This is a genomic window from Dactylosporangium sp. NPDC049742 (genome assembly GCF_040674675.1).
Taxonomy (GTDB): domain Bacteria; phylum Actinomycetota; class Actinomycetes; order Mycobacteriales; family Micromonosporaceae; genus Dactylosporangium; species Dactylosporangium maewongense.
The window spans coordinates 5,635-30,922 of record NZ_JBFANF010000095.1; the positions used below are offsets into that span (position 1 = coordinate 5,635).

General features: G+C 73.7%; 27 protein-coding genes. 14 read left to right on the top strand and 13 right to left on the bottom strand.

From position 1 onward, the window contains the following. The coding region (locus AB0J72_RS54395; protein ID WP_363415692.1) for a hypothetical protein at positions 1–467 on the bottom strand (467 nt) is incomplete at its 3' end. 34 nt (positions 468–501) lie between these two features. Here AB0J72_RS54395 and AB0J72_RS54400 point away from each other — a divergent pair. Then, positions 502–945, top strand: coding sequence for a hypothetical protein (locus AB0J72_RS54400; protein WP_363415695.1), 444 nt, complete (start codon positions 502–504; stop codon positions 943–945). Between the two features lie 64 nt (positions 946–1,009). Here AB0J72_RS54400 and AB0J72_RS54405 read toward each other — a convergent pair whose 3' ends face one another. Then, on the bottom strand, positions 1,010–2,563 hold the full coding sequence (locus AB0J72_RS54405; RefSeq protein WP_363415698.1) for an ankyrin repeat domain-containing protein: 1,554 nt from the start codon (positions 2,561–2,563) through the stop codon (positions 1,010–1,012). A 117-nt stretch (positions 2,564–2,680) separates the two neighbouring features. On the opposite strand from AB0J72_RS54405, the gene AB0J72_RS54410 reads away from it, so the two are divergent. The 6 genes from AB0J72_RS54410 to AB0J72_RS54435 are packed head-to-tail and all read left to right on the top strand — an operon-like array spanning position 2,681 to position 8,843. Next, the gene (locus tag AB0J72_RS54410; protein ID WP_363415701.1) at positions 2,681–3,340 is read left to right on the top strand and encodes a hypothetical protein; all 660 of its coding nucleotides are present in this window, start codon (positions 2,681–2,683) and stop codon (positions 3,338–3,340) included. Then, positions 3,337–4,356, top strand: coding sequence for a hypothetical protein (locus AB0J72_RS54415; RefSeq protein WP_363415704.1), 1,020 nt, complete (start codon positions 3,337–3,339; stop codon positions 4,354–4,356). Before AB0J72_RS54410 ends, AB0J72_RS54415 begins: the two co-directional genes overlap by 4 nt. Beyond that, complete coding sequence (locus tag AB0J72_RS54420) at positions 4,341–5,210, top strand: hypothetical protein (protein ID WP_363415707.1); 870 nt, start codon at positions 4,341–4,343, stop codon at positions 5,208–5,210. The genes AB0J72_RS54415 and AB0J72_RS54420 overlap by 16 nt, the downstream gene beginning before the upstream one ends. A gap of 10 nt (positions 5,211–5,220) precedes the next feature. Beyond that, on the top strand, positions 5,221–5,724 hold the full coding sequence (locus AB0J72_RS54425) for a hypothetical protein (protein WP_363415710.1): 504 nt from the start codon (positions 5,221–5,223) through the stop codon (positions 5,722–5,724). A 45-nt stretch (positions 5,725–5,769) separates the two neighbouring features. Beyond that, positions 5,770–7,503 carry an asparagine synthase-related protein gene (locus AB0J72_RS54430; RefSeq protein WP_363415713.1) on the top strand — a complete coding sequence of 578 codons (1,734 nt, stop codon included), beginning with the start codon at positions 5,770–5,772 and terminating at the stop codon, positions 7,501–7,503. Next, complete coding sequence (locus tag AB0J72_RS54435) at positions 7,500–8,843, top strand: aldehyde dehydrogenase family protein (protein ID WP_363415716.1); 1,344 nt, start codon at positions 7,500–7,502, stop codon at positions 8,841–8,843. The genes AB0J72_RS54430 and AB0J72_RS54435 overlap by 4 nt, the downstream gene beginning before the upstream one ends. On the opposite strand, the gene AB0J72_RS54440 is transcribed toward AB0J72_RS54435, so the two are convergent. Beyond that, positions 8,827–9,552, bottom strand: coding sequence for a class I SAM-dependent methyltransferase (locus tag AB0J72_RS54440; RefSeq protein ID WP_363415719.1), 726 nt, complete (start codon positions 9,550–9,552; stop codon positions 8,827–8,829). The genes AB0J72_RS54435 and AB0J72_RS54440 overlap by 17 nt on opposite strands. Positions 9,553–9,578: 26 nt before the next feature. On the opposite strand from AB0J72_RS54440, the gene AB0J72_RS54445 reads away from it, so the two are divergent. Together AB0J72_RS54445 and AB0J72_RS54450 are read left to right on the top strand one after the other, a co-directional pair. Further along, positions 9,579–9,992: a helix-turn-helix transcriptional regulator gene (locus AB0J72_RS54445; protein ID WP_363415722.1), complete on the top strand. Its 414-nt coding sequence runs from the start codon at positions 9,579–9,581 to the stop codon at positions 9,990–9,992. A gap of 109 nt (positions 9,993–10,101) precedes the next feature. Next, on the top strand, positions 10,102–10,527 hold the full coding sequence (locus AB0J72_RS54450) for a VOC family protein (protein ID WP_363415725.1): 426 nt from the start codon (positions 10,102–10,104) through the stop codon (positions 10,525–10,527). 177 nt (positions 10,528–10,704) lie between these two features. On the opposite strand, the gene AB0J72_RS54455 is transcribed toward AB0J72_RS54450, so the two are convergent. The 5 genes from AB0J72_RS54455 to AB0J72_RS54475 form a co-directional block, all read right to left on the bottom strand. Next, entirely contained in the window at positions 10,705–11,043 is a 339-nt protein-coding gene (locus AB0J72_RS54455; RefSeq protein WP_363415728.1) for a hypothetical protein, read from the bottom strand. Positions 11,044–11,584: 541 nt separating this feature from the next. Then, positions 11,585–11,932: a hypothetical protein gene (locus AB0J72_RS54460; protein ID WP_363415731.1), complete on the bottom strand. Its 348-nt coding sequence runs from the start codon at positions 11,930–11,932 to the stop codon at positions 11,585–11,587. Further along, positions 11,932–12,378, bottom strand: coding sequence for a hypothetical protein (locus AB0J72_RS54465; RefSeq protein ID WP_363415734.1), 447 nt, complete (start codon positions 12,376–12,378; stop codon positions 11,932–11,934). Before AB0J72_RS54465 ends, AB0J72_RS54460 begins: the two co-directional genes overlap by 1 nt. Continuing rightward, the gene (locus AB0J72_RS54470; protein ID WP_363415737.1) at positions 12,365–13,309 is read right to left on the bottom strand and encodes a hypothetical protein; all 945 of its coding nucleotides are present in this window, start codon (positions 13,307–13,309) and stop codon (positions 12,365–12,367) included. Before AB0J72_RS54470 ends, AB0J72_RS54465 begins: the two co-directional genes overlap by 14 nt. A gap of 157 nt (positions 13,310–13,466) precedes the next feature. After that, positions 13,467–14,303: a hypothetical protein gene (locus AB0J72_RS54475; RefSeq protein WP_363415739.1), complete on the bottom strand. Its 837-nt coding sequence runs from the start codon at positions 14,301–14,303 to the stop codon at positions 13,467–13,469. 96 nt (positions 14,304–14,399) lie between these two features. Between AB0J72_RS54475 and AB0J72_RS54480 the strand changes: the two genes are divergently transcribed. Next, the gene (locus AB0J72_RS54480; protein WP_363415742.1) at positions 14,400–15,647 is read left to right on the top strand and encodes an MFS transporter; all 1,248 of its coding nucleotides are present in this window, start codon (positions 14,400–14,402) and stop codon (positions 15,645–15,647) included. On the opposite strand, the gene AB0J72_RS54485 is transcribed toward AB0J72_RS54480, so the two are convergent. Beyond that, positions 15,582–17,012, bottom strand: coding sequence for an ATP-binding protein (locus AB0J72_RS54485; RefSeq protein ID WP_363415744.1), 1,431 nt, complete (start codon positions 17,010–17,012; stop codon positions 15,582–15,584). The two genes, AB0J72_RS54480 and AB0J72_RS54485, sit on opposite strands and share 66 nt — an antisense overlap. An 85-nt stretch (positions 17,013–17,097) precedes the next feature. After that, the gene (locus AB0J72_RS54490; protein WP_363415747.1) at positions 17,098–18,750 is read right to left on the bottom strand and encodes an FAD-dependent oxidoreductase; all 1,653 of its coding nucleotides are present in this window, start codon (positions 18,748–18,750) and stop codon (positions 17,098–17,100) included. A 54-nt stretch (positions 18,751–18,804) separates the two neighbouring features. Here AB0J72_RS54490 and AB0J72_RS54495 point away from each other — a divergent pair, with 54 nt between their 5' ends. From AB0J72_RS54495 to AB0J72_RS54505, 3 genes are read left to right on the top strand one after another with little or no spacing between them, the layout of a single operon-like run. After that, on the top strand, positions 18,805–19,095 hold the full coding sequence (locus AB0J72_RS54495; RefSeq protein WP_363415750.1) for a UBP-type zinc finger domain-containing protein: 291 nt from the start codon (positions 18,805–18,807) through the stop codon (positions 19,093–19,095). A 33-nt stretch (positions 19,096–19,128) separates the two neighbouring features. Next, positions 19,129–20,442 (top strand): condensation domain-containing protein, encoded by a 1,314-nt coding sequence (locus AB0J72_RS54500; protein ID WP_363415753.1) that lies wholly within the window; start codon positions 19,129–19,131, stop codon positions 20,440–20,442. A 31-nt stretch (positions 20,443–20,473) separates the two neighbouring features. Then, on the top strand, positions 20,474–21,232 hold the full coding sequence (locus AB0J72_RS54505; RefSeq protein WP_363415756.1) for a maleylpyruvate isomerase family mycothiol-dependent enzyme: 759 nt from the start codon (positions 20,474–20,476) through the stop codon (positions 21,230–21,232). A 1-nt stretch (position 21,233) separates the two neighbouring features. Here AB0J72_RS54505 and AB0J72_RS54510 read toward each other — a convergent pair whose 3' ends face one another. Together AB0J72_RS54510 and AB0J72_RS54515 are read right to left on the bottom strand one after the other, a co-directional pair. Further along, positions 21,234–22,103, bottom strand: a complete 870-nt coding sequence (locus AB0J72_RS54510) for an NAD(+)/NADH kinase (RefSeq protein ID WP_363415759.1) — start codon at positions 22,101–22,103, stop codon at positions 21,234–21,236. A 101-nt stretch (positions 22,104–22,204) separates the two neighbouring features. Next, on the bottom strand, positions 22,205–22,786 hold the full coding sequence (locus AB0J72_RS54515; RefSeq protein WP_363415761.1) for a DUF1275 family protein: 582 nt from the start codon (positions 22,784–22,786) through the stop codon (positions 22,205–22,207). A gap of 138 nt (positions 22,787–22,924) precedes the next feature. Between AB0J72_RS54515 and AB0J72_RS54520 the strand changes: the two genes are divergently transcribed. Then, positions 22,925–23,395 carry an ATP-binding protein gene (locus tag AB0J72_RS54520; RefSeq protein WP_363415764.1) on the top strand — a complete coding sequence of 157 codons (471 nt, stop codon included), beginning with the start codon at positions 22,925–22,927 and terminating at the stop codon, positions 23,393–23,395. 172 nt (positions 23,396–23,567) lie between these two features. Here AB0J72_RS54520 and AB0J72_RS54525 read toward each other — a convergent pair whose 3' ends face one another. Continuing rightward, on the bottom strand, positions 23,568–25,262 hold the full coding sequence (locus tag AB0J72_RS54525; protein WP_363415767.1) for a hypothetical protein: 1,695 nt from the start codon (positions 25,260–25,262) through the stop codon (positions 23,568–23,570). Positions 25,263–25,288 lie beyond the last annotated feature (26 nt).

The window sequence follows — 25,288 nt, forward strand, 5'->3', positions numbered from 1 at the left end:
TCCGGCACCCTCCCGCCGAAACCAACGCAGACGCGGATGCGCGTGACAGCGCCAGCCAACGCGCAGCCGCCGAGACTAACACGGACCGCGACGCCGACCGGCACCCTCCCGCCGAAACCAACGCAGACGCGGATGCGCGTGACAGCGCCAGCCAACGCGCAGCCGCCGAGACCAACGCGGACCGCGACGCCGGCCGGCACCCTCCCGCCGAGACCAACGCAGACACGGATGCGGGTGGCAGCGCCGGCCAACGCACAGCCGCTGAGGCCGACACCGACAGCAACGCCGACCGGCGCCCTGCCGCCGAGACCAACGCGGACGGCGGCGGGGGCCGGCGCGCTGCCGCTGCGGCGGATGCGGGTGGTGACGCTGGTCGGCGCGCTGCTGCTGTCGGCGTGCACCACCGCACCGGTGTCGGAGCCGCGACCGTCGCCGACCGCTTCCACGGCACCGGCGTCCGTCTCCACGGCGCAGCCGCCCGTCTCCGCAGCTCCGGCGTCCGTGTCCGCGGCGCAGGTGGTCCAGCGGGACTGTGCGAGTCTGGTCAGTGTCGGGCTGGGTGACGACGCGTGGCGGGCGGCGCCCGGGGCGGGGCCGGCCGCGTTCGGGGCGCTCGACTACCGCTGGGGCGACCGGGCCGGCTTCGCGGAACGGACCCCGGACGCGCAGGGCTGGCGCCGGTTCAAGGTGGCGCTGCGGCTGCGTGGCGGCACACCCGCGACGGTCACCGTGCCGGCCGCCCGGCGTGAGGTCGCCGCCCTCACGTACCGCAACGGCCTCGACGACACCGTCTCCTTCGCCGCCTGCGGCGCGGCGTCGGAGCCGCCCGCGAGCGAGTTCGCCGGCGGCTTCGCGGTGCGGGAGGCGGTCTGCCTGCCGGTCGAGGTCACCTGGCCAGGCGGCACCGCCCGGGTCGTGCTCGACTTCGGCGTGGGCGGCTGCTGAGCCACGACGGCCCGCCGATGGGGCGGACCCGGTGCACGTAAACGATCCCCGTCATGCCCAGAACCTACCGCGGAGGTACGACAGAAAACCCGGTCAGGAGGCGGGCCACCGCCGGCGTCGGAGCGGCGTCCACCGGGGTCTGGCCGGCGTGGTCCGTGGCGGCGGGGTCGGCGCCCGCGGCGAGCAGCGCCCGGATGAGGGTCGGCGACGCGCCGCGGCGGACCGCGAAGTGCAGCGGCGTGCGGCCCAGCCGGTCGCGGGCGCCGGCGTCGAGGCCGGCGGCCAGGAGCCGGTCCAGGACCCGCAGCCGCGCGCCGGCGGGGAACAGCCACGGCAGCAGGTGCACGAGAGTCCGGCCGTGCGCGTCCAGCAGCCTCGGGTCCAGGCCCTCGTCCAGGAGCGCCTCGACCGCGGTCGCCTCGCCGTGCATGACGTACTCCAGCAGCTGTGACCGCAGCTTCAGCAGCGGTGTCGGGAGCCAGCCGCCGGCGGTCCGCCAGCCGCGGACGGCGACCGCGCAGCCCGGCTCGACCCGGCCCGCCAGGGCCTGCAGGGCCAGCTCGCGGGTCAGCTCCTCCGGCGGGTGCGGCACGTGCAGCGTCCCGTCGCGGACGGCGACCTGATGCCACGTGCCGCCGCAGCTGAGCTCCACCGGCCCGGGCAGCCGCGGAGGCGCCGGCATCGTCGGAAAGCCGCGGGCCGACAAGAGCGAGTCGCGGGCCGACAAAAGCGTGCCGCGGGCCGGGAAGAGCGCGGCGCCGACGAGCGGGTGCAGCTGCGCCGGGTCGAGCTCGCCGCCGCGCAGCTCGTCGAGGACGGACGGCCAGTGCTGGGCGGCGCGGGGCAGGGCGGGCACGCCCGCCGGCGGGCCGTTGTGCGTGGGCACGACCCGCACGCGGGGCCGGGGCCCGTCGAGACGGTCGAGCAGCATCCCGAGGAACGACGGCATCGGCGCCAGGACGACGTCGCCGCCCGTCGTCTCCGCCAGGTGCCGGGCGCGTTCGGCGAGCATCGTGAGGCCGGGACGGTAGTGCCGCAGCAGGTGCTCGGGCGCGTCGACGTCGAACCCGGCCTCGTCCCACGCCGCCGCGATCCGCCCCTTCGCGAGCAGCTGCGTGGCGCGTTCGGAGCGGCCCTCGTGGTCGTCGCGGCCGAGCTCCGCCACGGGCAGCGGCGTCCCGGCGGCGGTGAAGAACGGCAGCCGGGTGCGGCCGCCGCAGCGGGCCAGCAGCTCGGTGGTGTGCCGGTCGTCCCAGCGTTCCCGGTTCAGGTGCAGGCCGTGCTCCACGTGACCGGCGGCGACCGGCTCGGCGCGCAGCCGCAGCCGCTGTGGCTGGTCGGTCACGTCCGGGCCGTGCACGGTCAGGCCGACGCCGCCCTCGTACAGGGCGAGCGGCGTCACCGCGCGGGCGCCGTTGAGCGGCTCGGGCCTGAGCGGCAGGTGCCAGCGCAGCAGGTCCGGCACCAGGTGGGCGAGGTCGTCGGCGACCCGGCCGGCGACGTCCGCGCCGTGCCGGTCGGCGACGGCCGCCAGGTCGAGCTCGACGGCGACGTTCGCCACCGCGCACGCGCCGCGCCAGTCGCCCGCGAGGCGCAGCCGCGTGGACTCTTCGATCATGTCCGCCGGCACCCCGTAGCGCCGCACAGGCAACCCCCGTTCATGTGGGTGGCATCCCCCGGTCACCGGCCGGACAGCTTAGTGCGCGGGGTGTTCGCGTTTCGTACAGTGCCCAGTGTGAAGGGCTCAGTGAACGACGGCGGACTCCCGGCCGGGGTCGAGGTGTACTCGCTGACCGCCGACGGCACGGCGCTGCTGACGTCCCGGACCGGCCGCGGCGACCTGCTCGACCCGGCGGAGCTGCTGCCGTTCATCGACAGCGGGCAGCACGCCCGGTATCTCATCGGCGACGCGCTGACGTCGCCGGAGCGGCCCAGCAACGCGACCTACAAGCTGGGCCTGATGCGGGGGCACAGCGCGTTCACGCCGCACGCGCACGGCGGGGAGCACTTCGTGCTGAGCCTCGGCTACGCGGCGTGCGGGCTCTACGACGACGAGCGGCAGGAGGCGGTGACGGTGCGGCTGACGCCGGGCGTCATGCTCCGCATCCCGGCGCTGCTGCCGCACTCGTTCATCAACCGGGGCGACGGCCGGCTGCTGATCCTCGCCGCCAACACCGGCTTCGGCATCGACCACAAGGACTACGCGATCACCGCCGAGGAGGCGGAGCGCCGCGCCGCCGCGGAGCCCCCGCACCACGGCGAACTGGACTATCCGGCCCTCGCGAAGGCGCTGCGCGCCGTCGGCGGGGCGCCGTCACCGGGTGGGATGACCTTGCGGGAGCGGGCGGCCCGGGCCGCCCGCCGTCTCGCCGTGCGTCTGGAGGGATCGGCATGATCTGCCCGCACTGCACCGCCAACCTGAAGCGCACCGAACGCACCGGCAAGAAGTGCGGCAAGTGCCGGAAGTCGTTCGTGTTCGAGCCGAAGGAGAACCCGCTCGCGCTGCACGACGTGAAGGTGCGCCGGCTCACCGGGAAGCTCAGCGAGGACAACCACTGGTACACGGTGACGCAGCTCTGGTACGCGGCCGCCCGCAAGACCAACAAGGCCGCCAACGACGGCACCGCCGGCTGCGGCGTGGTCGTGCCGCTGCTGATCGGCACCATCCTGCTCGCCGTCGGCGTCTTCGGTGACGTGCTGCCGCTCACGATCGTCGGCGGGGCGCTGCTCACCATCGGTATCGTGATCGTCGTGCTGCGGCTGGCCGGCGTCCTCAAACGCGAGGTCGCCGTGAAGATGCCGCTGGACCAGTTCCGCAAGGAGATCCTCGGCGGCTGGAGCCGGATCTACCTGAAGCCGCCCGGCGGCATCATCGACGAGGCGCACGTGCGGCCCGGGCCGCCGCCGCAGCAGCCGGCGTTCGCGATCCTGTCCCCGGACCCGTCCGTGCTCGCCTGCCTGCGCGTCAACGAGGTCGAGCGCTACTTCAACGCCGCGCTCGTCGCGAACGTGGCCGCGCTGCCACCGTCGGTCCCGGTCGCGGTGCTGCGCGACGCGAGCCTCGACGGTGAGGTGTTCCTCGCGACCACCCGGCACGAGCTGCGCGGCCGGCGGGTCGTCGACCTGGGCCTGCGGCCACGGACCGTGCTCGCGGCGAAGGACCCGTTCAAGCTGCGGACGAAGGCCCGGCAGCCGGAGCGGGTCGCGTGGCTGAAGGCGCAGACCGACCTCACGCCGAAGGAGCTGGACTGGCTCGGCGAGGGCTGGTCGTCGCCGGTCGCGGCGCTGCGCCCGGCGCAGCTGCTGGCCCGGGTCAAGAAGGTCGCCGAGCACCTGCGCACGTCCACCGGGCCCGACCGGGACGAGAAGGCCGCGATGGCGGTCGGCTTCATGACGTGGCCGGGCGAGTGAGCACCCTCGACCGGGCGCTGGCGTCGGCGGCGGTACGGGCCGGGGCGCCGGGACGGATCCGGTTCACCCGCCGGCAGCTGTACTACGAGGTGTGCCGGGGCCTGCTGCCGCTGCACCGGCTGCCGCGCCGGCTGCGGTTCACGCTGCCCGCGCCCGTCGGCTACGACCGGTTCGTCGCGGCGCTGGACCGGCACGGCCCCGTCCCGGGTCTCCTGGACGATCCCGCCGGGCGGACGGCCGTGCCCGGCGACGACGTGCCCGACCTGTACGACTACGGCCTCCCCCGGCTCCTCGTCTGCCAGGACGCGGCGATCGCCGGGATGCTGCTCGCCAACGAGCTGCACATGGAGTCGGCGTGCCCGGTGTTCGCGGAGCGGGACCTGCCGCTCGACCCGCGCCTGACCGACGCGCTGCGGCGTGCCGGCGACGCGGCCGTCTTCGTGCTGCACGACGCGAGCGCCGCCGGGTACGCGACCGTCGACGCCGTCCGCGAGTGGGCCGGCGAGCTGCGCGTCCACCCGCTGGGGCTGCGACCGGTGCACGCCGCGGCGCTGCACCTGACCACGTCCTCGCAAAAGCTGACCACGTCCTCGCAAAAGCTGACCACGTCCTCACGAAACCTGACCACCGGCCCGCGGGCCACCGCCGCGGACCTGGACGCGCCGGCCGGGCTGGAGCCGTGGGAGGTGCGCCGGCTGCGGGCCGGTCACACGGTCGAGGTCGCCGCCGTCAACCCGGCCCGCCTGCTGCGCACCGTGCACCGCCTGGTCCGGGGGCAGTCCCGGACGCGCCGCCGATCCGCCCGCCTCCGGCAGCTGCAGGCCGCGGGCTTCATGACCTGGCCCGCCGCATGACAGGAGAGCTGTGAGCCACTACCGGGAGATCCAGTTCACCGACGAGCTGCTCAGCGACCGCAGCGTCCATCGCCGCTTCGCCGACGGCCGGGAGGAGTGGCGCCGCCGCGCCGGCGACCACTACGTGCAGTGGCAGGACAACTCCGGCCGCAGCGGCATCGACGAGATCCTCGGCAACCGCATCATCAAGCGCACCTACAGCACCGGCCAGGTCGTGTACGGCCGCGACCAGGGCTACGGCCGCACCGCCTGGGGCGACGGCACGCTGACGGTGAACCGCACCTCGTTCGGCGGCCGCACCGGGGCGATCCTCGCCGCGGTCGGCGCCGGCGCGCTGCTCGGCGCGGTCGTCGCGCCGCCGCTGATGATGTCGCCGATCGAGGAGGAGGAGCTGCGCCGCCAGGCCCAGCAGCAACAGCAGTCCTCCTCCGGCGACGGAGGCGGCGGCGACGACGGAGGCAGCTGGTCCGACGACAACGACGGCGACAGCGGCTCCGACGACGACTTCGGCTGAGCCGCAAGCACAGGAACAGCAACAAAGAACGGACAGGAGGACCCCGTGGCACGCATCGCGGCGACGCTCGGTGACCCGCAGGCGCTGACCGGGCTCGGCGCCCGGCCGGTCGCCTCGGCGGGACCGGTCTCGCTCGGCATCGTGGACGGCGAGCCGGGATTCGCGGAGGGGCCGTTCACCGTCGGTGACCTGCGAGCCGTCGGCGAGGTCGTCCTGCACAACCGCGGCGAGCTGCTCGCGGCCCTCGCGAAGGCCGGCGACCCCGCACCGCCGGACACCCCCGACGGCGCGCTGCTGCTGCGGGTGTACGCCCGGCTCGGCGCCGCCGGTGTCCGCGCGGCCGACGGCATGTTCGTCCTGGTCGTCGCCGACGGCACCGACCTCGTCGTCGTCCGCGACCACGTCGGGGCGCGCACCGCCTTCCACGCCCGGTCCGGGTCCGGCACCTGGGCCGTGTCGACGTCGCTGCGGGCGCTGCGGCACTGGCCGGACCTGAGCACCGGCCTGAACCTCGCCGCCGTGCGGTCGTTCCTCACGTTCGCGTACCTGCCCGGCGACGAGACGCTCCTGCGCGGCGTCCACGAGGTGCTCCCCGGCCGGATCGTGCGGCTGCGCGGCGGAGCCGGCCACGAGGGCACCGTCCGGGAGGAGGTGTACTGGGAGGCGACCGAGGCGATCGACGAGGCGCCCACCGCCGACGGGCACGCCGCGACGCTGCGGGCGCTGCTGGAGCGGGCGACGAGCCTGCGCCTGCCGCAGGCCGAACCCGCCGCGGTCCTGCTGTCCGGCGGCGTCGACAGCAGCCTCGTCACCGCGCTCGCGGCGAAGCTGCACGACCAGGAGGTCCGCACGTACAGCATCAGCTTCGGTCATGAGCTGCCGAACGAGCTGGCGTACTCGGGGCTCGTCGCCGCCCACTGCAACACCCGCCACCAGATCCTCAGCGTCTCCGGCGAGGCGGTCGCGGCGCGGCTCGCGGACACGGTCGCGCTGCTGGACAGCCCCGTCGGCGACCCGCTGACCGTGCCCAACCTGATGCTCGCCGAAGCGGTCGCCGGCGACGGGATGCGGGTCGTGCTCAACGGCGAGGGCGGCGACCCGGTCTTCGGCGGCCCGAAGAACCTGCCGATGCTGCTGTACGAGTTGCACCGCGACGACCCGTCCCCGGACGCGCGGTCCCTGGCGTACCTGCGCTCCTACCGCAAGTGCTACGGCGACCTGCCGGCGCTGCTGACCGCGGACACGCTGCGCGCCCTGGACGGCGAGCCCGGGCCGGAGCGCTTCGTCGCGCCGTACCTGTCCCCCGGCACGATGCGCTCCCACCTGAACCGGCTGCTGCACTGCAACCTGCGAACCAAGGGCGCCCACCACATCCTCACGAAGGTCGAGCGGCTCACCGCCGCGCGCGGGCTGCAGGGGCGCGCGCCGCTGTTCGACCGCCAGGTGATCGACCACGCGTTCACGGTCCCGCCGAGGTTGAAGCTCGCCGGTACCGACGAGAAATGGATCCTGAAAGAGGCGGTCCGGGACCTGCTGCCGGCGACCATCATCGACCGCCCCAAGAGCGGCATGCGGGTGCCGGTCCAGCAGTGGCTGAGCGGGCCGCTGAAGGAGCTCGCCGACGACGTGCTGCTCGGCAGCCGCACCAGCGGCCTGTTCGACCCCGTCACGATCCGCGCCTGGCTGCGCGGCGAGGGTGCGCTGCTGCCCCGCCAGGGCGGCAAGGTGTGGCTGGTGCTCACGCTCGAGCTCTGGCTGCGTGCCTACGATGTCGTGTGAACTTCGTTGACCTTCCCGACCCGCGCACCGGCCACATCCGCAGCCGCCTGGACTGCGGTGGCCCCGCCGAGGTGTCGGCGGCCGTCGCCGCCGCCCGCGCCGCCCTGCCCGCCTGGGCCGGACTGACCGCGAAGGAGCGCTCGCACCGGCTCCTCGCGCTGGTCGCGCTCATCGAGCAGCACCTCGACGCGTACGTCGCGGCCGAGGTCGCGGGCACCGGGAAGCCCGCCTCGGACGCCCGGGCGGAGGTGCTGAACGCCGCCGACGTGCTGCGCTTCTACGCCGGCGCGGTCCGCGCCGACCTCACCCCGGCCGCCGGGCACCGCCTCCCCGGCCGGGAGAGCTGGGTGCGGTGGGAGCCGCTCGGAGTCGTGGCGGCGATCGTACCGTGGAACTATCCGCTGCTCATGGCGGCGTGGCGGCTCGGTCCGGCGCTCGCCGCCGGCAACGCCGTCGTGCTGAAGCCGGCCGAGACCACCCCCGACACCGCGGTGCTGCTGGCCTCGCACGCCGCTTCGACGCTCGGCGCGGGCGTGCTGGTCGCGCTGCCCGGCGACCGCGACACCGGGCGGCTGCTCGTCGGCGCCGACGTCGACGCGGTCGCCTTCACCGGCAGCCAGGCCGGCGGGCTCGACGTCGTCGCCCGGGCCGGGCTGCGCCGGGTCAGCCTGGAGCTCGGCGGCAACTGCGCCGCAGTCGTCCTGCCCGACGCGCCCCCGTTCACCTACGACGAGCTGGTCGGCGCGTGCACGTACAACGCCGGGCAGAGCTGCGCCGCCCCTGCCCGCGTCATCACGCTGCGCTCCCACCTGGACGAGGTCGTCGACGGGCTCGCCGCCGCCATGCTCGCCCGCCGCGCCGGCCCCGACTTCGGGCCGCTGAACAACGCCGCCCAGCTCGCCCGCTTCGACGCGATCGTCTCCTCGTCCGCGGCCGGCGTGCGCCGCTCCGGCGCCCTGGCGGTCGGCTCCGGCGAGGCCGACGGGTTCTGGCGGGCCGGCCTGATCCTCGCCGACCTGCCGCCGGACGACCCGGCCGTCACGCAGGAGATGTTCGGGCCGGCGCTGACGGTACAGGCGGCGGACGACCTCGACGGCGTGGTCGCCCTCGCCAACTCCGTGCCGCAGGCCCTCGCCGCCAGCGTGTGGGGCACCGCGGTCGGGCCGTCGCTGCGGGTCGCCGGCCTGCTGGACTGCGGCGAGGTGTGGGTGAACTGTCACCTGGAGCAGACCGCGGAGCTGCCGCACGGCGGCCGGCGCGGCTCCGGGCACGGCACCGACCTGAGCGTCCTGGCGCTCGCGGAGTACCAGCGCCCGAAGACCGTCACCGTGCGGCTATGAACACGTACTCCAGGCCGGGCCGGTCGGGCGCGTCGCGCACGTCCAGGACCGTGAACCCGGCGTCGTCGAGCGACCTCGTGACCTCCTGCCGGTCGCGGAAGCGGAGCGTGGAGTCGGAGTGCACCGTCTCGCCGTTCTGGAAGGTGTACGTGTAGCGGAACGACACGAACGGCGGCCGGACCTCGGTCACCGTCCTGCGTTCCTCCACGACGCCGACCCCGGGCACGTCACGCGTGTGCGGCCCGGGGTCCCGCGCCCAGCCCTCCCAGGCGCGGCACTCGGGGCGGCGGGTCTCGAACACCAGCACGCCGCCGGGCCGCAGGGCGTCGTGGATGCCGCGCAGGGTCGCGGCCCAGTCCCGGTCCTCCAGGAACACCTGGGCGACGTTGCCGGTCATGGTGGCCAGGTCCGCCTTCGGCGTATCGCTTGGGATGCTGGTGGCGTCGCCGAGGATCCAGGTGATGCCGGGTGTCGTTGTCTTGGCCTGCGCCACCTCCAGTGATGCTTGCGCCGGATCGACCGCCGTCACCTGCTTGCCGCACGCTGCCAGCAGGTGCGGGAGGCAGCCCGTGCCGCACCCGATGTCGAGGACACGAGCGGCCTGGAACTCCTCGACGATGCCCAGGTACAGGTCGAGATCGGCGCGGTCGCCGTCGAACGTGTCGTAGATCGCGGCGAGGCGCGGATGGGTGAAGATGGCGTCGGGCACCCCCGCACTGTGGCACGATTCCGGGCGTGACCCTATCGGCGCAGCGCCTCAGCGACCTGGTCCGGCTGCGCCGCGTCCGTGACCGCATCGACCGTGATTACGCGCAGCCGCTCGACGTGGAGGCCCTCGCCCGCGGCGTCCACATGTCGGCGGGCCACCTCAGCCGCGAGTTCCGCGCCGCGTACGGCGAGTCACCGTACAGCTACCTGATGACCCGCCGGATCGAACGCGCGATGTCGATGCTGCGCCGCGGCGACCTCAGCGTCACCGAGGTGTGTTTCGCCGTCGGCTGCTCGTCGCTGGGCACGTTCAGCACCCGGTTCACCGAGCTGGTCGGGATGCCGCCGAGCGCGTACCGGGCCCAGGCCGCTTCGGCGACGGAGGGCATGTCCCCGTGCGTCGCCAAGCAGGCGACCCGCCCGGTCCGCCATCCTTCTTGATTCCTGACCGGGCTTCTTGATTCCTGACCAGGGCCGCCGCTCCGGCGGTCTCGCATCTGGTCAGGAATCAAGAAGCAGACGCATCCCGTTCTCACATAGCGTGACCGGTATGGACATCGTCATTCACTCATCGTTCCTGCCGCACACCGACGCCGACGCCTCCCTGACCTTCTACCGCGACGTCCTCGGCTTCGAGGTCCGCGGCGACACCGGCTACGAGGGCATGCGCTGGATCACCGTCGGCCCCGCCGGCCAGCCCGGCACGTCGCTCGTCCTGGAGCCCGTCGCCGTCCCCGGCAGCGGCGTCACCGACGACGAGCGCCGCACCATCACCGAGATGATGGCGAAGGGCACGTACTCCGGCGTGAACCTCGCCACCGACGACCTCGACAGCGTGTTCGAACGCCTCCAGAAGCACGACGCCGACATCGTCCAGGAGCCGACCGACCAGCACTGGGGCGTCCGCGACTGCGCCGTCCGCGACCCCGCCGGCAACCTCATCCGCATCCAGCAGCTGAGCCACGAACCCGCCTGAACTACGACTCCTACACTTGGTAGTTTCGACGCTACGCCATTGAAGATCAATTAGGTGGCATGCGTTACGGTGCTTAGTGAAGCGGTCGGCGCCGCTCCGGTAGCGCCATCCGCTTAGACGTGCCACCATCCGCCTCCGACCCGTGACCGCCGCCGACGTGCCGCCCGCCCTCGCGCATCACGCGCGCGTCCAGCAGCGGAACTCGGCGCGCCAGCGACCGCAGCAGAAGAACATGACGCGCCAGCGACCGGCTACACGGGGCCAGCCCGCTGGCGCGCCGAGGCCGACGCCGGCCGCACCGACCGTCGCGCCGAAGGCGACGCCGGCCTCGCCGACCGGCCCAGCACAGCCCACCGCCTGCCGGAAACACCGGCCGAGGTCGAGACCCGCAGCTGCCAACTGCGAACCGAACTCACCCGCGACGATGTCGTCGAGGGGCCTGCCGGGATCGGCGAGGACGGTCATGTCCGCCACACGCGGCTCGCGTCGTTCGGTGGTCTGCCACCAGCCGGTCACATCGCTTCCGGTCGGCGGCGGTGGTCTGCCGCCGGGCCGGTCGCATCGCTTCCGGTCGGCGGCGGTGGTCTGCCGCCGGGCCGGTCGCTTCGCTTCTGGTTGGCGGGCTGATCGCGTCGGCGGGCTGATCGTGGGGGCGGGCTGATCGTGGGGGCGGGCTGATCGTGGGGTTCGGGATGACCGTGGTCATGTCCCGTGAACTCGACAGTCGCCGACCGCCGGAACCGCTGGTATGGGCGTTTCCACGGCATGTGCCGCTCCGGCAGGTCGCGCCACGGCGACGCGGTCCGCCGCACCCACCACGGCGACGGGGTCCGCTGCACCCAGCAGGTCGCATGGAATCGCCTGCGGTGATCGCGCCGCCGGCCACCACGAACACGCCGCACCGGCCGCCACGAAGAGGCTGCATCGGCGACAAACCGCGCCGGCGCACTCCGGTCGTCCGTCCCCTGATCAGCTCGCGCCACGCCGGTCGTCGGCGCTCAGATCGGTTCGCGCCGCGCCGGTTCGACGGGGCGGCCGATGAATCGCGAGCCGGGGGCTACGTGGGTGTGCCGCCCTGTTTTCCGGCGATCAGCGCCCACACCACGGCGACCACCCCGCCGGCGGCCATCAGCGTGCCTGCGAACAGGGCCAGGAACAGCCAGCTCCGGCCGCCGCCCGTCTCGAAGTGCACGCCGTCGTCGGAGACCGGGCTGAGGAGGCGCCAGACGACCCGGACGCCCAGGACCGTCGCGCAGATGCCGACGAGCAGCAGGTCCCCGGCGTCGGTGTCGGGGTCCCAGGGGCCGAAGTGCTTCAGCACGAAGACCGAGCCGGTGACCACGATGGCGAGGACCGCCGACCAGTCGGCTGCGCGGCCGACGGCTTCCGGTGAGGGGCCCTTCATCAGCGGTCCTCCACGCCCAGCGGCAGGCGGGCCAGCCGGCTCTCCGCCACCCGTACGCGGATGTGGGTCCAGCCCTCGTCCTCCGCGATGATCGGCAGCACGTCGCTGAGCAGCCGGGCGATCCGGGCCGCGGCCTCGGAGTCGCGGGATAGTTGCTCCCGGGCGGCGGCGACGACCAGCTGCCGCACCACCCGCGTGGCGGCGAGGGAGGCGCCGAGCCACACCAGCGCGGTGACGACCAGGCTCACGGCGTCCGTCCGTGCCGCCATGGCGACGGCGACCACCACCGGCAGCAGCAGGATGGACGCCGCGGACCCCGCGATCCGGGCGGTCGCGCCCCGGCGGCGCAGGGCGTCCGAGTCGCGCAGGAGACGCTCGGCGGTGGCCAGGTACTCCTCGAACTCGGCGCCGGTTGGTTCCCGGGAGCCGGCCTCACCGAACGCCACAGTGCGCCTCCAGACGGGCGAAGAACTCGGTCAGCAGGACCAGCGAGTCGGCCGGCTCCAGGTCCGGCTCCACGCTGCAGGCCAGCAGCGGGTCGGGGTCCCAGCGCTGCGGTCCGGTGCTCACCGCGACGACGTCGACCTCGAGGCCGAACCGGCGGCCGAACGCCGCCAGCCGCCGACCGAACGCCGAGGTCCGGTAGTACTCCAGCGCCTCGTCGATCCGGGACCAGAAGAGGTCGGCCTTGTTGACGGCGACCATGAGGAACCGCGGCCGGCCGCCGGCCGGGTTGCGGACCCAGGACGCCGCGAGGCGTTGCAGCGCGTCCTCCAGGTCCTGCTCCTCACGCTTGAGCAGCAGCTCCCGCAGCTTCTTCAGGTGGTCCTCGGCGAGCCGGTGGCCGGGGCTGCCGGCGGTCGTGCGCAGCACCTTGCGGACCAGCGCGGCGTCGCCGCGGGTGTCCCAGATCTCGTTGTGCCCCCAGCAGGTCACGTAGACCGCGCCCATCGTCGTGTGGCCGGGCATGAGCCGGTCGCCGAAGGTCCTGGTCCGCTCGCGGCTCGCCTGGCCGGGCACGATCGTCAGGGTGACCTTGGTCCGCTTCGGGAACCACATGGTCCTGGACCGCGCGACGACGAAGTTCATGTCGCGGCTCGCCTGGCCGGGCACGATCGTCAGGGTGACCTTGGTCCGCTTCGGGAACCACATGGTCCTGGACCGCGCGACGACGAAGTTCATGTCCTCGCGGTCGTCGCTCATCTCGGTCGGGTCGGGACTGCCCCGCTGCGCCGTCGTCCACGAGTCGCAGAGCATGTCCTTGCCCGCTCCGGGCGCCCCGGCGACGAGGATCGTGACCGGCGAACTGATCCGGGAGAACCCGTTCGCGAGGGTCACGGTCGTCGGCGTGCGCCCGGCGACTTCAGGGGAGAGCACGGGTCGTTCCGCGGGAGCGGTCACAGCATCCATCCATGGAGGCAACAGCGGACGCTCACCGTAGCCGGGCATTCACCGGCGTTGCCAGTCGCCGAAGGTGCGGCCCGCCCTGCCGAAACGGCCAGCGACGCCCGCGAATCGAGCGAAGACCACACGGTCAGGGCAGCGGAAGGCGGCGCCGCGAATCCGAAAACCACACGGCCGTGGCGGCGAGCAGCAGCAGGACCCCGATGTTGGCCAGGAGGCGGAAGCCGATGCCGGTGTAGGCGTCCCAGGACGCGATCGGCTCGGTCACCGGCGCCAGGTACATCGTGGCGACGACCGCGTACGTCAGCAGGGTGCACGGCGCCAGGAACCCGACGCCGGCCCAGGCGGTCCCGGCCGCCACCCGGCCGCTGCCCACGGCCCGGCGCATCCCGACCCAGCCGAGGGCGAACCCGACCAGGCCGAAGAGGGCGACCAGCGGGGCGACCACCGACGGCTCCCGCCGGCCGATCTCCAGGACGAGCCCGCCGGCCCCTTCCTGGTACACCTGCACGACCAGGTGGCGGCTGACCGCGGTGACGCCCTCGGCCTGGCCGGGCAGGTCCGGGGCGCGGGTGTCGACCTTCCAGTAGCGGTCCTTGACGAGCGCCTCCCGGGCGACGCCGATCGCGCCCGTGACGTTCTGCGCCGGAGGGTCGACGTGGTAGACGACGTAGCCGCCGTTGTAGTCGTCGCCGCCGAGCAGCAGCGCCTGCACGCCCTCGTACGGCGGGTCGTAGCCGAACGGTGGCTCGTGCCGCCGGTCCGGGGCGTGCAGGCGGGTGCCCGGCACCAGCGGCTGGACGATCTCCAGCGCGAACCGGTCCGCGGGCAGGTCGTCGGACGGCTGCCAGGCGAGCCAGCCGCCGAGGCCGGCGCCCAGCGCCCCGAGGGTGAGCGCACCGGCGAGCCCGGTGACCCACTCGACCCAACCGCGGCCCGACCTCGGTGCGGGATCCGGCGTGTCCATACTTGATCTCCCCAATCGACGAACGGCGCTCGCACCATACACTGGCCCCGGGAAATACGCGTGCGGGTCGCGGTGCCGGTCGCGTAGAACTGCCAGGTGCTACGACTCTGGGCGGCGGTGCTGCGGCGGCCGTTCGCGACGGCCCTGGCGGTCACGAACCTGCTCACCCGGTTGTCGGCCGGGGCGGTCGCCCTCGCGCTGGTCCTGCTGCTGCAGCACGAGCGGGGGTCGTTCGGCGCGGCAGGGTTCGTCGCCGGTGTGTTCGCCGTCGGTACCGCCGCCGCGGCGCCGATCGTCGGGCGGCTCGTCGACCGGACCGGCCAGACGCCGGTGCTGCTCGCGACCGCGGCCCTGCACGGAGCGTCCCTGCTCGGCGTGGCGGCCCGGCCGTCGGCGCCGCTGTGGGTCCTCGCCGCGCTCGCCGGCGTCGCGGGCGCGGCACGGCCACCGGTCGCGGCGTGCATGCGCGGCATCTGGATCGCGATGCTCGGCGAGGGCGCGCAGCTGCGGGCGTCGTACCGCCTGGAGAGCGCGCTGCTGGAGGCCGGGTTCATCGCCGGTCCGGTGGTGGCGGGCGCGGTCGTCGCGGTCGGGCGGCCCGCGCTCGGGCTGGTGCTGACGGCGGGCCTCGCGGTCGCGGCGACGGCGGCGTTCGCGCTGCTGCCGCCGACCCGGGCGTGGCGGCCGGCGCCGCGCACGGCACGAGCGGGCGTCCTCGGGCCGCTGCGGGCCCCGGCGGTGCTGTCGCTGGTCGGCTCGCGGGCGGCGCTCGGCGTCGCGATCGGCGCGGTGCAGGTGGCGGCGGCCGCGTTCGCCACCGCCGGCGGGCGGGCCGGGTTCGCGGGGGTGCTGCTCGGCGGGTTCGCGGCGGGCAGCCTGCTGGGCAGCCTCGGGCCGCACGTGACGCCGGCGAGGTTCACCCTGCTGTCGGCCGCGATGGCGCTGGTACTGGCGCCGCTGCTGCTCCCCGCCGGCCTCTGGTGGCTGGCGGGGCTGTTCGTCCTGGCCGGGCTGCCCCTCGCGCCGTTGAACGCGCTCGCCTACGAGCTGACCGACCTGGCCGCCCCGCCGGGCACCGGCACCGAGGCCCGCATGTGGACGAGCACGGCGACGGCGGCCGGGGCGGCCCTCGGCAGCGCGCTCGCCGGCGCGGCCGTCGACGGCGCGTCGGCCCGGGCGGCGGTCGCCGTGGCCCTCGCCGGTGCGGTGGCCGCGGCGGCGGTCACGCTGCTGACCCACCGCACCGTGACCGCGCCGGGCGGGCCGCGGCGACCGGCGTCAGGCGGCGGGGGCGGGCTCGGTCAGCGGCAGCAGGACGAGGAAGCGGGTGTCGCCGGGGCTTGACGTGACCCGGATGTCGCCGTGGTGCTTCTTCACCACGATGCGGTACGAGATGTCCAGCCCGAGCCCCGTGCCCTCGCCGACCGGCTTGGTGGTGAAGAACGGCTCGAAGATGCGCGGCCGGACCTCGGCGGGGATGCCGGTGCCGGTGTCGGCGAACTCGACCGCCAGGCAGTCGCCGTCGCGGGACGTGGTGATGGTGAGGGTGCCGTCGCCGTGCATCGCGGCGACCGCGTTGTCGATGAGGTTGGTCCACACCTGGTTGAGCTCGGCGGCGTACGCGGGGATCGGCGGCAGGTCCCGGTCGTAGCGGGTGACGACCCGGACCCCCTGCTTGGAGATCTTCGCGTTGAGCATGATGAGGGTCGCGTCGAGCAGCTCGTGCACGTCGGCGACCTGGAACGGCCCGCGGTCCAGCTGCGAGTACTGCTTCGCCGCGTTGACGAGACCGGAGATGCGGGTGACGGCGTCGTCGATCTCGCCCATCAGCAGCTCGGTCTCGATGGTGTAGACGAGCCAGCGCACGGCCGGCTCGAGGTCGAGCTTGCCGACGCAGACCTTCACGTCCTCCAGCCACGGCACGTCGACACCGCCGGCGACCAGGGTCGGGGCGAGGTCCCAGGCGCCGTTGACGCCGCGCTCGTCGAGCCAGTCGCCGACGGCGTCCTCGGCGTCGCTGGCGTCCAGGGCGGAGCGCTTCGGGGCGGTCGCGGCCAGTTTGACGGCGCGCTCCTGCAGCTCGACGAGGCCGTGCAGCTGCTGGCCGTCGAGCCGGCCGTCGGCGATCATCGCGAGCTTGTGCCGCATGCCGGCGACCCGGTCACGCAGGACGGAGGTGGCGCGCACGGCCGCCGCGGCCGGGTTGTTGAGCTCGTGGGTCAGGCCGGCGGACAGCGCGCCGAGGGCGAGGAGCCGCTCCCGTTCGGCGGCCGCGTTGTTGACGTTGCGCATGCCGAAGAACAGGCCCTCGAGCAGGTGCATCGCCATCGGGAACCACTCGCGCATCGCGGCGCCGAGCTCGACGGCGGGCAGCTCGTACAGCTCGGAGTCGGTGATCGCGTGCATCGTGTTGTTGTAGACCTGCGGGACCCGGTCACCGAGGTACGCCTGCGTGGCGCCGCCGTAGACGCCGACCTGGTCGGTGCGGCTGAGCTCGATGTCGTCGCCGTGCACGTTCCGGCTGAGGCTCACGGTGCCGGACAGCAGCACCACGAAGCAGGTCGCCGGCTCGCCCTCCCGGTACACCGGCCGCCCGGACCCGTAGCGCACCGCGGTGCCGCGGGCGGCGAGCCACTCCAGCTGCTCGTCGTCGAGCGCCTCGAAGAGGAACAGCCCGCGGAGCTCTTCCTGGGTAAGCCGTCGGCTCATTCCGTCACCTCCGCTGCGCTCCGGCGCCGGACTGAGCCAAACCTGCGCCCATGATGAGCAGCCACTTCGCTGCGCTCCGGCCTGCTCATTGCCCCTCCACCAAGTACCGGTGCACCAGTGAGACCGCCATCGCGCCTTCGCCGACCGCCGATGCGACCCTCTTCACCGAGTCTGCGCGCACGTCACCCGCGGCGAACACTCCCGGGACGCTCGACTCCAGGTGATAGGGGTCACGGCCGAGCGCCAGATGGTCGCTGCTCGCGGCGACGTCCGGCCCGGTCAGGACGAACCCGCGGGCGTCGCGCTGCACCACGCCCTCCAGCCAGTCGGTGCGGGGCTCCGCGCCGATGAAGATGAAGAGCCAGGAGCTGTCGACGGTCCGCTCGGCGCCGCCGTCGACCGGCCGCAGCGTGAGCCGCTCCAGGTGCTCGTCGCCGTCGGCGCCGACGATCTCCGTGCACGGGTGGACCTCGATCGTCGGGACGGCCGCGATCTGCTCGATCAGGTACCGCGACATCGACGCGTCCAGGTTGGGGGCGCGGATGACGAGGTGGACGCGGCGCGCGTACCGGCTGAAGAACATCGCGGCCTGCCCGGCCGAGTTGGCCCCGCCGACGATGTAGACGTCCTGGTCGGAGCAGCTCGGCGCCTCCGTCGACGCGGAGCCGTAGTAGACGCCCCGGCCCTGGAACTGCTCCAGTCCCGGTGCGCGCAGCCGCCGGTACGCGACCCCGGTGGCCAGGATGACGCTGTGCGCCGCGATCGTGGTGCCGTCCTCGAAGTGCAGGACCCGCGCCGAGCCCTGCACCGCCAGGCGGGTGACCTTGCACGCGGTGAGCAGCTCGGCGCCGAACTTCACCGCCTGCCGGCGGGCCCGGTCGGTGAGCTGCGCGCCGGACACGCCGTCGGGGAAGCCGAGGTAGTTCTCGATCCGGCTGCTCTGCCCGGCCTGCCCGCCCGTCGCCCGCTCCTCCAGCAGCACGGTGCGCAGCCCCTCGGAGGCGCCGTAGACGGCCGCGCCGAGACCGGCGGGCCCGCCGCCGACGACGACGAGGTCGTAGAAGTCGGACGCGGGCGTCGTGGTCAGGCCCACCTGCACCGCCAGCTCGGCCTCACCCGGCGCGACCAGGGTCTTGCCCTCGTGGGTGACGACGAGCGGGACGTCGGCCTCGGTCAGCCCGGCCGCCGCCAGCAGCCGCTGCCCTTCGGCGTCGTCGGTGGTGTACCAGCGGTACGACACCATGTTGCGGGCCAGGAAGTCCCGCACCTTGAACGACGGCGCCGACCACCGGTGCCCGACGACCTTCACGTCGGCGACCGGCCGGTCGGGGGCGGCCTTCCACGCCTCGAGCATGGCGTCGATCACCGGGTACAGCTTCTCCTCCGGCGGGTGCCACGGCTTGAGCAGGTAGTGGTCGAGGTCGACGACGTTGATCGCCTGGATCGCGGCGTCGGTGTCGGCGTACGCGGTCAGCAGCACCCGCCGGGCGCGCGGGAACAGATCCATCGCGGCCTCGAGGAACTGCAGGCCGGTCATGTTCGGCATGCGGTAGTCGGCGAGCAGCACCGCGACCTGCTCGCCGCGCAGCTTCAGCTCTTTGAGCGCGTCCAGGGCCTCCTGACCGGAGTCGGCGCGGATGATGCGGTAGTCCTCGGCGTACTGCTTCCGGAGATCACGGGCGACCGCCCGGGACACCGCGGGATCGTCGTCCACGGTCAAGATCGCTGGCTTGGCCATGGACCCAATCCAACCACGGGTTTCCTCGATCGCCCATTGGATACTGTGTGCTCCGTGAGCAACCCGTGTGAGCACCTCGACCAGATCCAAGACGTCCAGCCCAGCGCGGACGGCTGCGAGGACTGCCTCGCCGCCGGCGGCCGCTGGGTGCACCTGCGGCTGTGCCTGACGTGCGGGCACGTCGGCTGCTGCGACTCGTCGCCGGCGAAACACGCCACCGCGCACTACCACACCGGCGGTCACCCGCTGGTCCAGTCCTTCGAGCCGGGTGAGGAGTGGGTGTGGTGCTACGCCGACGACGCCCTGCTCAAGGTCGACGGCCTGCCGTCGCGGTCCCACCCATAGACCGGCGTTTTTTCCGCGTCCTAAAGTAAGTGGATGCGGGTGACGTTCGAAGGCGGCGGCGCGGGCACCGGACCGCTGTCCTGGGGGCAGCTGGACATCTGGCTGAAGATGACCACGCTCGGGCATTCCCTGGCGATGGGCGGGACCCGGCCGCTGCCGCCCGGGACCACGACCGGCGACGTCGCCGGCGAGCTGCGGTACCTGATGAGCCGCTACGAGAGCATGCGCACGCGGCTGGTCTTCGACGGCGACGGGCCGCCGCACCAGGTCGTGCACGGCGCCGGCGAGATCGACCTCGAGGTCCTCGACGACGCCGACCCGGCCGAGGTCGAGGCCCGGTTCCGTGCCGTCCCCTTCGACCACGCCCACGAGTGGCCGGTCCGCATGGCCGTCGTCCGCACCGCCGGGGTGTGCTCCCACGTGGTCCTGATCATGTCGCACCTCGTCATGGACGGCGCCGGCGCGGTGCGGATGATGACCGAGACCGACGCCCGCACCGACACGCCCGTCGAGGGGCACTCCGCGCTCGAGCAGGCCCGGCTGCAGGCGTCACCGGCCGGCGTACGGCAGAACGCGGCCTCGCTGCGGCACTGGGACACCCACCTGCGCGCCATCCCCGACCCGGGCCTCGCCCCGTCCCGCGACGTGCGCACCCCGCGGCACTGGACCGGCGTCCTGCACTCCACGGTCCTGCCGGCGGCGCTGCGCACGGCGGCGCTGCGGGCCGGCGTCGAGCCGGCGCCGGCCCTGCCGGCCGCGTTCGCCATCGCGTTCGCCCAGGTCACCGGCGTCACCGTGGTGCCGCTGCGGCTGATCTCGAGCAACCGCTACCGGGCCGGGCTGGCCGGTGTCGTCGCCCCCGTCTCGCAGATGGGGCTGTGCGTCATCGACACCGCCGGCGGCTTCACCGACGTACTGGACCGGACCCGCCGGGCCGCGCTCACCGCGTACAAGCACGCCTACTACAACCGGCACGACCTCGACGCGGTGATCGCGGGCGTGGTCGCCGACCGGGGGCCGCAGTTCTCCCTGGACGTCAGCCTCAACGACCGGCGCCTCGGCGGCGAGCTGCAGGACGTGCCGCGCCCGGAGCGCAGCGAGTTCGCCTGGGTCGACCGCTCCGACGAGCCGTCCTCGGCGCTGTTCCTCAGCGTCGACGGCTCCGACGAGGCGGTGGAGATCACGATGTACGTCGACAGCCACCTCATGGCCCCTTCCGAGGCCGAGGCGCTGCTGTGGGCGATGGAGTCGACCGCGGTCGCCGCGGCGTCCTCGCCTTCCGGGCTTTCTGGGTCTTCGGACGCGCCGCATGTCGAGGAAGCCGTGGTGGCTCCGACCTCCTCGTGACAGCGTCATCGTCGCGTACCCGAGGAGAACCATGCGTTTCGAGGACCACTGCGGGTGGATCGTCACCCAGACCGAGCTGCTCGTCGACGGCCTGCACGGCGCGTCCCTGACCGCGCCCGTGCCGTCGTGCCCCGGCTGGACCCTGGGCTCGCTGCTGCGGCACATCGGCGGCGGGCACCGGTGGGCCGCCGAGATCGTCCGGACCAGGGCGACCGGGTTCCTGCCCGACGGCGTCGTCCGCGACATCGACGGCGACGACACCGGCCCCGTCCCGGCGGCGTGGCTGCTCGACGGCGCCCGCGAGCTCGCCGGCGCGCTGCGTGAGGCCGGCCCGGACGCGCCGGTGTGGACCCCGTTCGACCTGGGCGGCATGCCCTTCTGGGCGCGCCGCTTCGCCCACGAGACGCTCATGCACCGGGCCGACGCGACCCTGGCCGCCGGGGTGCCGTTCGCGGTGTCGGCGGACGTCGCCACCGACGCGCTCGACGAGTGGATGGCGCTCGACGCGCACCCGATCCACTTCGAGCTCACCCCCGGCAAGCGGGCCGTCCTCGGCCCCGGCCGCACTGTCGCCCTGTGCGCGGACGACCTGCCCGCGGCGTGGTTCGTCGACCTGACCGGGGACGTCAACACCTGGCGTCGCGGCGGCGGACCCGCGGCCGTCACCGTCCGGGCGCCGGTCCAGGAGCTGCTGCTGCTGGTGTACCGGCGCCGCGACGCCGACGGTCTGGCGATCGACGGCGACGCCGGGGTGCTGCGCCGCTGGCTGGATCACGTCGCCTTCGGCTGAGCTACGCCTCCTCGACCTCCAGGCTGCCGTTGACCTGCAGCTTGCGGCGGGCCCGTTCGTAGAAGGTGGTGTACCCGAGGCGCACCACCTTCGCCGCGGACGGGACCGCCGACACCGTGAGCGTGTCGCCGGCCTGCAGCTCGCCGCCGAGGATGCCGTCGACCTCCACCACCAGCCGGCCGCTGGTCGGCAGCAGCTCCAGGTCGAGGTCCTCGTCGGGCGAGAGGACCATCGCCCGGTTGAACGCGGAGTGCGCCGCCGCCGGCACGACCAGGATGCCCTCGACGTTCGGCGAGACGATCGGCCCGCCGGCGGAGAAGCTGTAGGCGGTCGACCCGGTCGGCGTGGCGACGATGAGCGCGTCCGCGGAGTACCGCACGAACGGGTAGCCCTGCATCGAGATGCCGACCGCGGCGAGGCCCTGCCCCGGCACCCGCACCAGCGCGATGTCGTTGAAGGCGGTGACGTCGGTGCCGTCGGGCAGCCGGGTGCGGATCGCCATGCGCGGCTCCACGGTGTACCGGTGGGCGTCGATCGAGCTCAGCGCCGCCGGCAGGTCCTCGACGGCGACCTCCGCGAGGAACCCGAGCCGCCCCAGGTTGACCCCCAGCACCGGCGTCGGCTTGCCGGACAGCAGCCGCATGCTGCGCAGCATCGTGCCGTCGCCGCCGAGGCTCACGACCAGCGACGCCCGGCTGACCAGTTCGTCGGAGTCGACCGCGACGGCGGTGCAGTCGATGCGGTCGACCTCGTCGGGCAGCCCGAGGACCGTCGCCTCGCGGGTCTTCGCCCAGTCGATGATGGCGTCGATCGCCGGCTTCGAGTCGCGGCGGGGGTGCAGAACCAGCCCGACCGTGTGCACCATGCCCATGCCGCAACTGTACGGCCGGTCACAGCCCGGCGGGCTCACGATGCGCGGCGGGCGCGCCGGTCACTGCCTGGCGGGCGCGCGATGGGTGGCGGGCGCGCCGGTCACAGCCTGGCGGGCTCGCGATGCGCGGCGGGTGCTGCGGTCTCCGTCCGGGTCCGCCGCGACCCCACCACGAGGGCGGCGGCGACGAGCAGCACGGCCGGTAGCGGGCCGATCCACGGTACGTGCTCCAGCAGCAGCCCGGCGCCCACCGCCCCGACCGGGATGCAGCCGAGGGGCAGCAGCTGCTGGACGGCCGCCAGCGGGGCGTCCCCGGGCTCGCGGGACGCGGTGTGCTGCAGGGCCGCGGCGATGGCGGCGAGGGCGAGCAGCGGCAGCTGGGTGAGGCCGCGCGGGTCGTGCGCGGCGACCATCCAGCCGCCGCAGAGCGTGCAGAGCGCGAGCAGCGCGCCGACGAGGCAGCGGCTCGGGGCGACCCGCCGGGCGAGCAGCGCGGTCCCGCCGTACACGGCGACGGACAGCCCCGCCCGCAGCGCCGTCTCCGGCAGCCGCTGCACCCCTGCCACGCCCAGGACGACCAGGTTGCCGGCCACGACGCCACCGAACACACCGCCGAGAAACAGCAGGCAGATGCCGTCGACGTACCCAACCGCGAGAGCCAGCAACCACTGTGTTCGCCGCATTGCCGACCCGTTCCCAGATCCGCGCGACCCACCCTCACCCGCACCGGGTGAGGATTCTTGCTGTGTGACAAACATGAAACCTGTGGTGCTGAGGGTACGGTCGCTGGGAACGACCACACGAGAGGAGGCGACGACCAGGTGTCGATCGCGCTGCGACTCGCACTGCATCTCCCGCGGGACGCCGCGACGGTGCCCATGGCCCGCCGCCTGCTCGACCAGGCGCTGCGAACCCTCGGCGTCGAACCCTCCTGCCGCGACGACATCGGCCTGATCCTCACCGAGGCCTGCGCCAACGTCATCGAACACGCCCGCGACATCGACGACTACGAGATCAGCATCGAGGTCACCGACCTCCGCTGCGTGATCCACGTCGTCAACGACGGCTCCGTCATCGACCCGGGCCGCCTCGTCCTCGCCACGGAGATGACCACGACCGAACTCGCCGCCACGGACTTCGCCGTCCTCGACGAGCACGGCCGCGGCCTGCACATCATCCGCGCCCTCGCCGACGAGCTGTACATCACCCCAGCCACCGCCGGCGGCCTGATCCTCCGAGCCGTGACCACCCTGCGCTGGACCGCCGACGCCGAGGTCTGGCAACGCCGCTGACCTCCCCTGCCTGGCGGTCGAGTTCGCCGACACCGGCATCCCCGAGGAGGTCCGGCCGCGCATCGACGGAGCCGGTCGCGCCGCGGGAGGGCTACGCCCCGGCCGGCCCGCTCCTGCTGGCCGGCCTGGGCGTCCTGCTGCTGCTCGCCGCCGCCGCGGTCGCCCTGCGGGGCTACGCGCAGAGGTCCGTCCAGTCCCACCAGCGGTTGGCGTAGTACCTGAACATGACGTGGCCGGCACTCGTGCGGCCGTAGACGTCGGTCGTGGCGGCCGACGGGTTGTAGAGCACCGAAGGGTTACCGGCGAGGTCGCCCTGGAGGTCGTTCCAGCCGGACCAGCCGCCGGACCAGTACCGGTACTGGACGGTGTTCGACTGGGTCCGGACGTACGCCTCCGTCGTGCCGGACTTCAGGTTGTGGACCAGGCTCGGGTCGCTCGCCAGCGTGCCGCCCAGCTCGTTCCAGCCGGACCAGCCGCCGGACCAGTACCGGTACGCCAGCGTGTTTCCGGCGGTGCGGGTGTAGACCTCGGTCGTGCCGAATTTCGGGTTGAACAGCACCGCGGGGTTCGCCTCCGCGTGGAGCGTGCCCTGCAGGTCGTTCCAGCCGGACCAGCCGCCGGAGTAGTACCGGTAGGTCAGCGAGCCGGTCGCCGTGCGGACGTACGCCTCGGTGGTGCCGAACCTCGGGTTGTAGAGCAACGCCGGGTCGCCGCGGAGGTCGCCGCCGAGGTCGTAGAAGTGTGACCAGCCGTCGGCGAAGTACCGGTACACCAGGGTGTTCGCCGACGTCCGGGCGTACACCTCCGTCGTGCCGGAGGTCTGGTTGTAGATGGCCACCGGGTTGCCCTGCACGTCGCCGCCCATGGGCTGCCAGCCCGACCAGGAGGTGGTGAACCGGTTGTGCACCAGTCCGCCGGCCGCCGCACGGGCGATGACGTCGATGGCCCCGGACTTGGGGTTGTGCACCACCGCGGGCTTGCCGACGATGTCGCCGCCCAGGTCGTTCCACTGGGCCCAGCCGTAGGTGTAGGGGGTGTACACGACGTGGCCGTTGCCGGCGCGGGCGTAGATCTCGGTCCTGCCGGACTTGGCGTTGTAGAAGGGGGTCACGTCCGAGGTGACGGTCGGCGGCGTGGGGTCGGTGACGATCGAGAAGTCGGTGGTCTCGTCGCCGATCACCTGGGCGTCGACGGTGTCCCCGCCCTGGGGCGAGTGGATCCGCCAGCCGGGCGGCGGGGTGGGGCGGAGCTTGACCAGCCCGGCCCGGACACCCGTCACCTCGAAGCGGCCGTCAGCGCCGGTGACGGCCTGGGCGAGCAGCGCGCCGCTGCCCGGGTCGACGACGGCGACCGCGACGCCCGCGACGCCCTGCGGGATCGGTCCGGGCACCGTGGTGCTCGTGTGGCCGAGGAAGACCAGGCCCCTGAGGCCGCCGGAGGCACCCGGCATCGCGGCGGTGGCCTGGACGAGGTTGTCGCTCGGGCTGGCGTCGCCGCTGGTGGCGAAGACGCTGAGGCGGATGGACGCGAAGCCGTACTTCTTGCCGCTCTGCGTCGTGACACCGGTCGCGGTGACCGTCCTGGTCTCGCCGACCGCCAGATCGAACCCGGTCCGCAGCAGGCCCCAGTCGACGGCCTCGACGCCCTGCATCTCGCCGCCGGAGCGGTGCACGGTCGTGGCGGTGACGGTGCCCTTGTTGGTCACGGTGAAGGTCAGGACGAACGGTTCACCGACGGTGTAGCTGCTCTTGTCGAACGAGCCGGTCACCGTGAGGTCCGGAAGGACGGCGGCCGACGCCGGAGCAGCGAACAGGCCAGCAACGAGGCCGGCAACGAGGCCGGCGGAAAGACCAGCGGAAATGCGCATCGTGCTCCCCCATGGACCCGGATGTA

Coding starts and splice junctions, on each gene's coding strand:
- AB0J72_RS54525 (WP_363415767.1), bottom strand. CDS start 25,262: ATGCGCATTTCCGCTGGTCTTTCCGCCGGCCTCGTTGCCGGCCTCGTT.
- AB0J72_RS54405 (WP_363415698.1), bottom strand. CDS start 2,563: ATGATCGAAGAGTCCACGCGGCTGCGCCTCGCGGGCGACTGGCGCGGC.
- AB0J72_RS54475 (WP_363415739.1), bottom strand. CDS start 14,303: ATGGACACGCCGGATCCCGCACCGAGGTCGGGCCGCGGTTGGGTCGAG.
- AB0J72_RS54490 (WP_363415747.1), bottom strand. CDS start 18,750: ATGGCCAAGCCAGCGATCTTGACCGTGGACGACGATCCCGCGGTGTCC.
- AB0J72_RS54505 (WP_363415756.1), top strand. CDS start 20,474: ATGCGTTTCGAGGACCACTGCGGGTGGATCGTCACCCAGACCGAGCTG.
- AB0J72_RS54510 (WP_363415759.1), bottom strand. CDS start 22,103: ATGGGCATGGTGCACACGGTCGGGCTGGTTCTGCACCCCCGCCGCGAC.
- AB0J72_RS54485 (WP_363415744.1), bottom strand. CDS start 17,012: ATGAGCCGACGGCTTACCCAGGAAGAGCTCCGCGGGCTGTTCCTCTTC.
- AB0J72_RS54460 (WP_363415731.1), bottom strand. CDS start 11,932: ATGAAGGGCCCCTCACCGGAAGCCGTCGGCCGCGCAGCCGACTGGTCG.
- AB0J72_RS54500 (WP_363415753.1), top strand. CDS start 19,129: ATGCGGGTGACGTTCGAAGGCGGCGGCGCGGGCACCGGACCGCTGTCC.
- AB0J72_RS54450 (WP_363415725.1), top strand. CDS start 10,102: ATGGACATCGTCATTCACTCATCGTTCCTGCCGCACACCGACGCCGAC.
- AB0J72_RS54515 (WP_363415761.1), bottom strand. CDS start 22,786: ATGCGGCGAACACAGTGGTTGCTGGCTCTCGCGGTTGGGTACGTCGAC.
- AB0J72_RS54415 (WP_363415704.1), top strand. CDS start 3,337: ATGATCTGCCCGCACTGCACCGCCAACCTGAAGCGCACCGAACGCACC.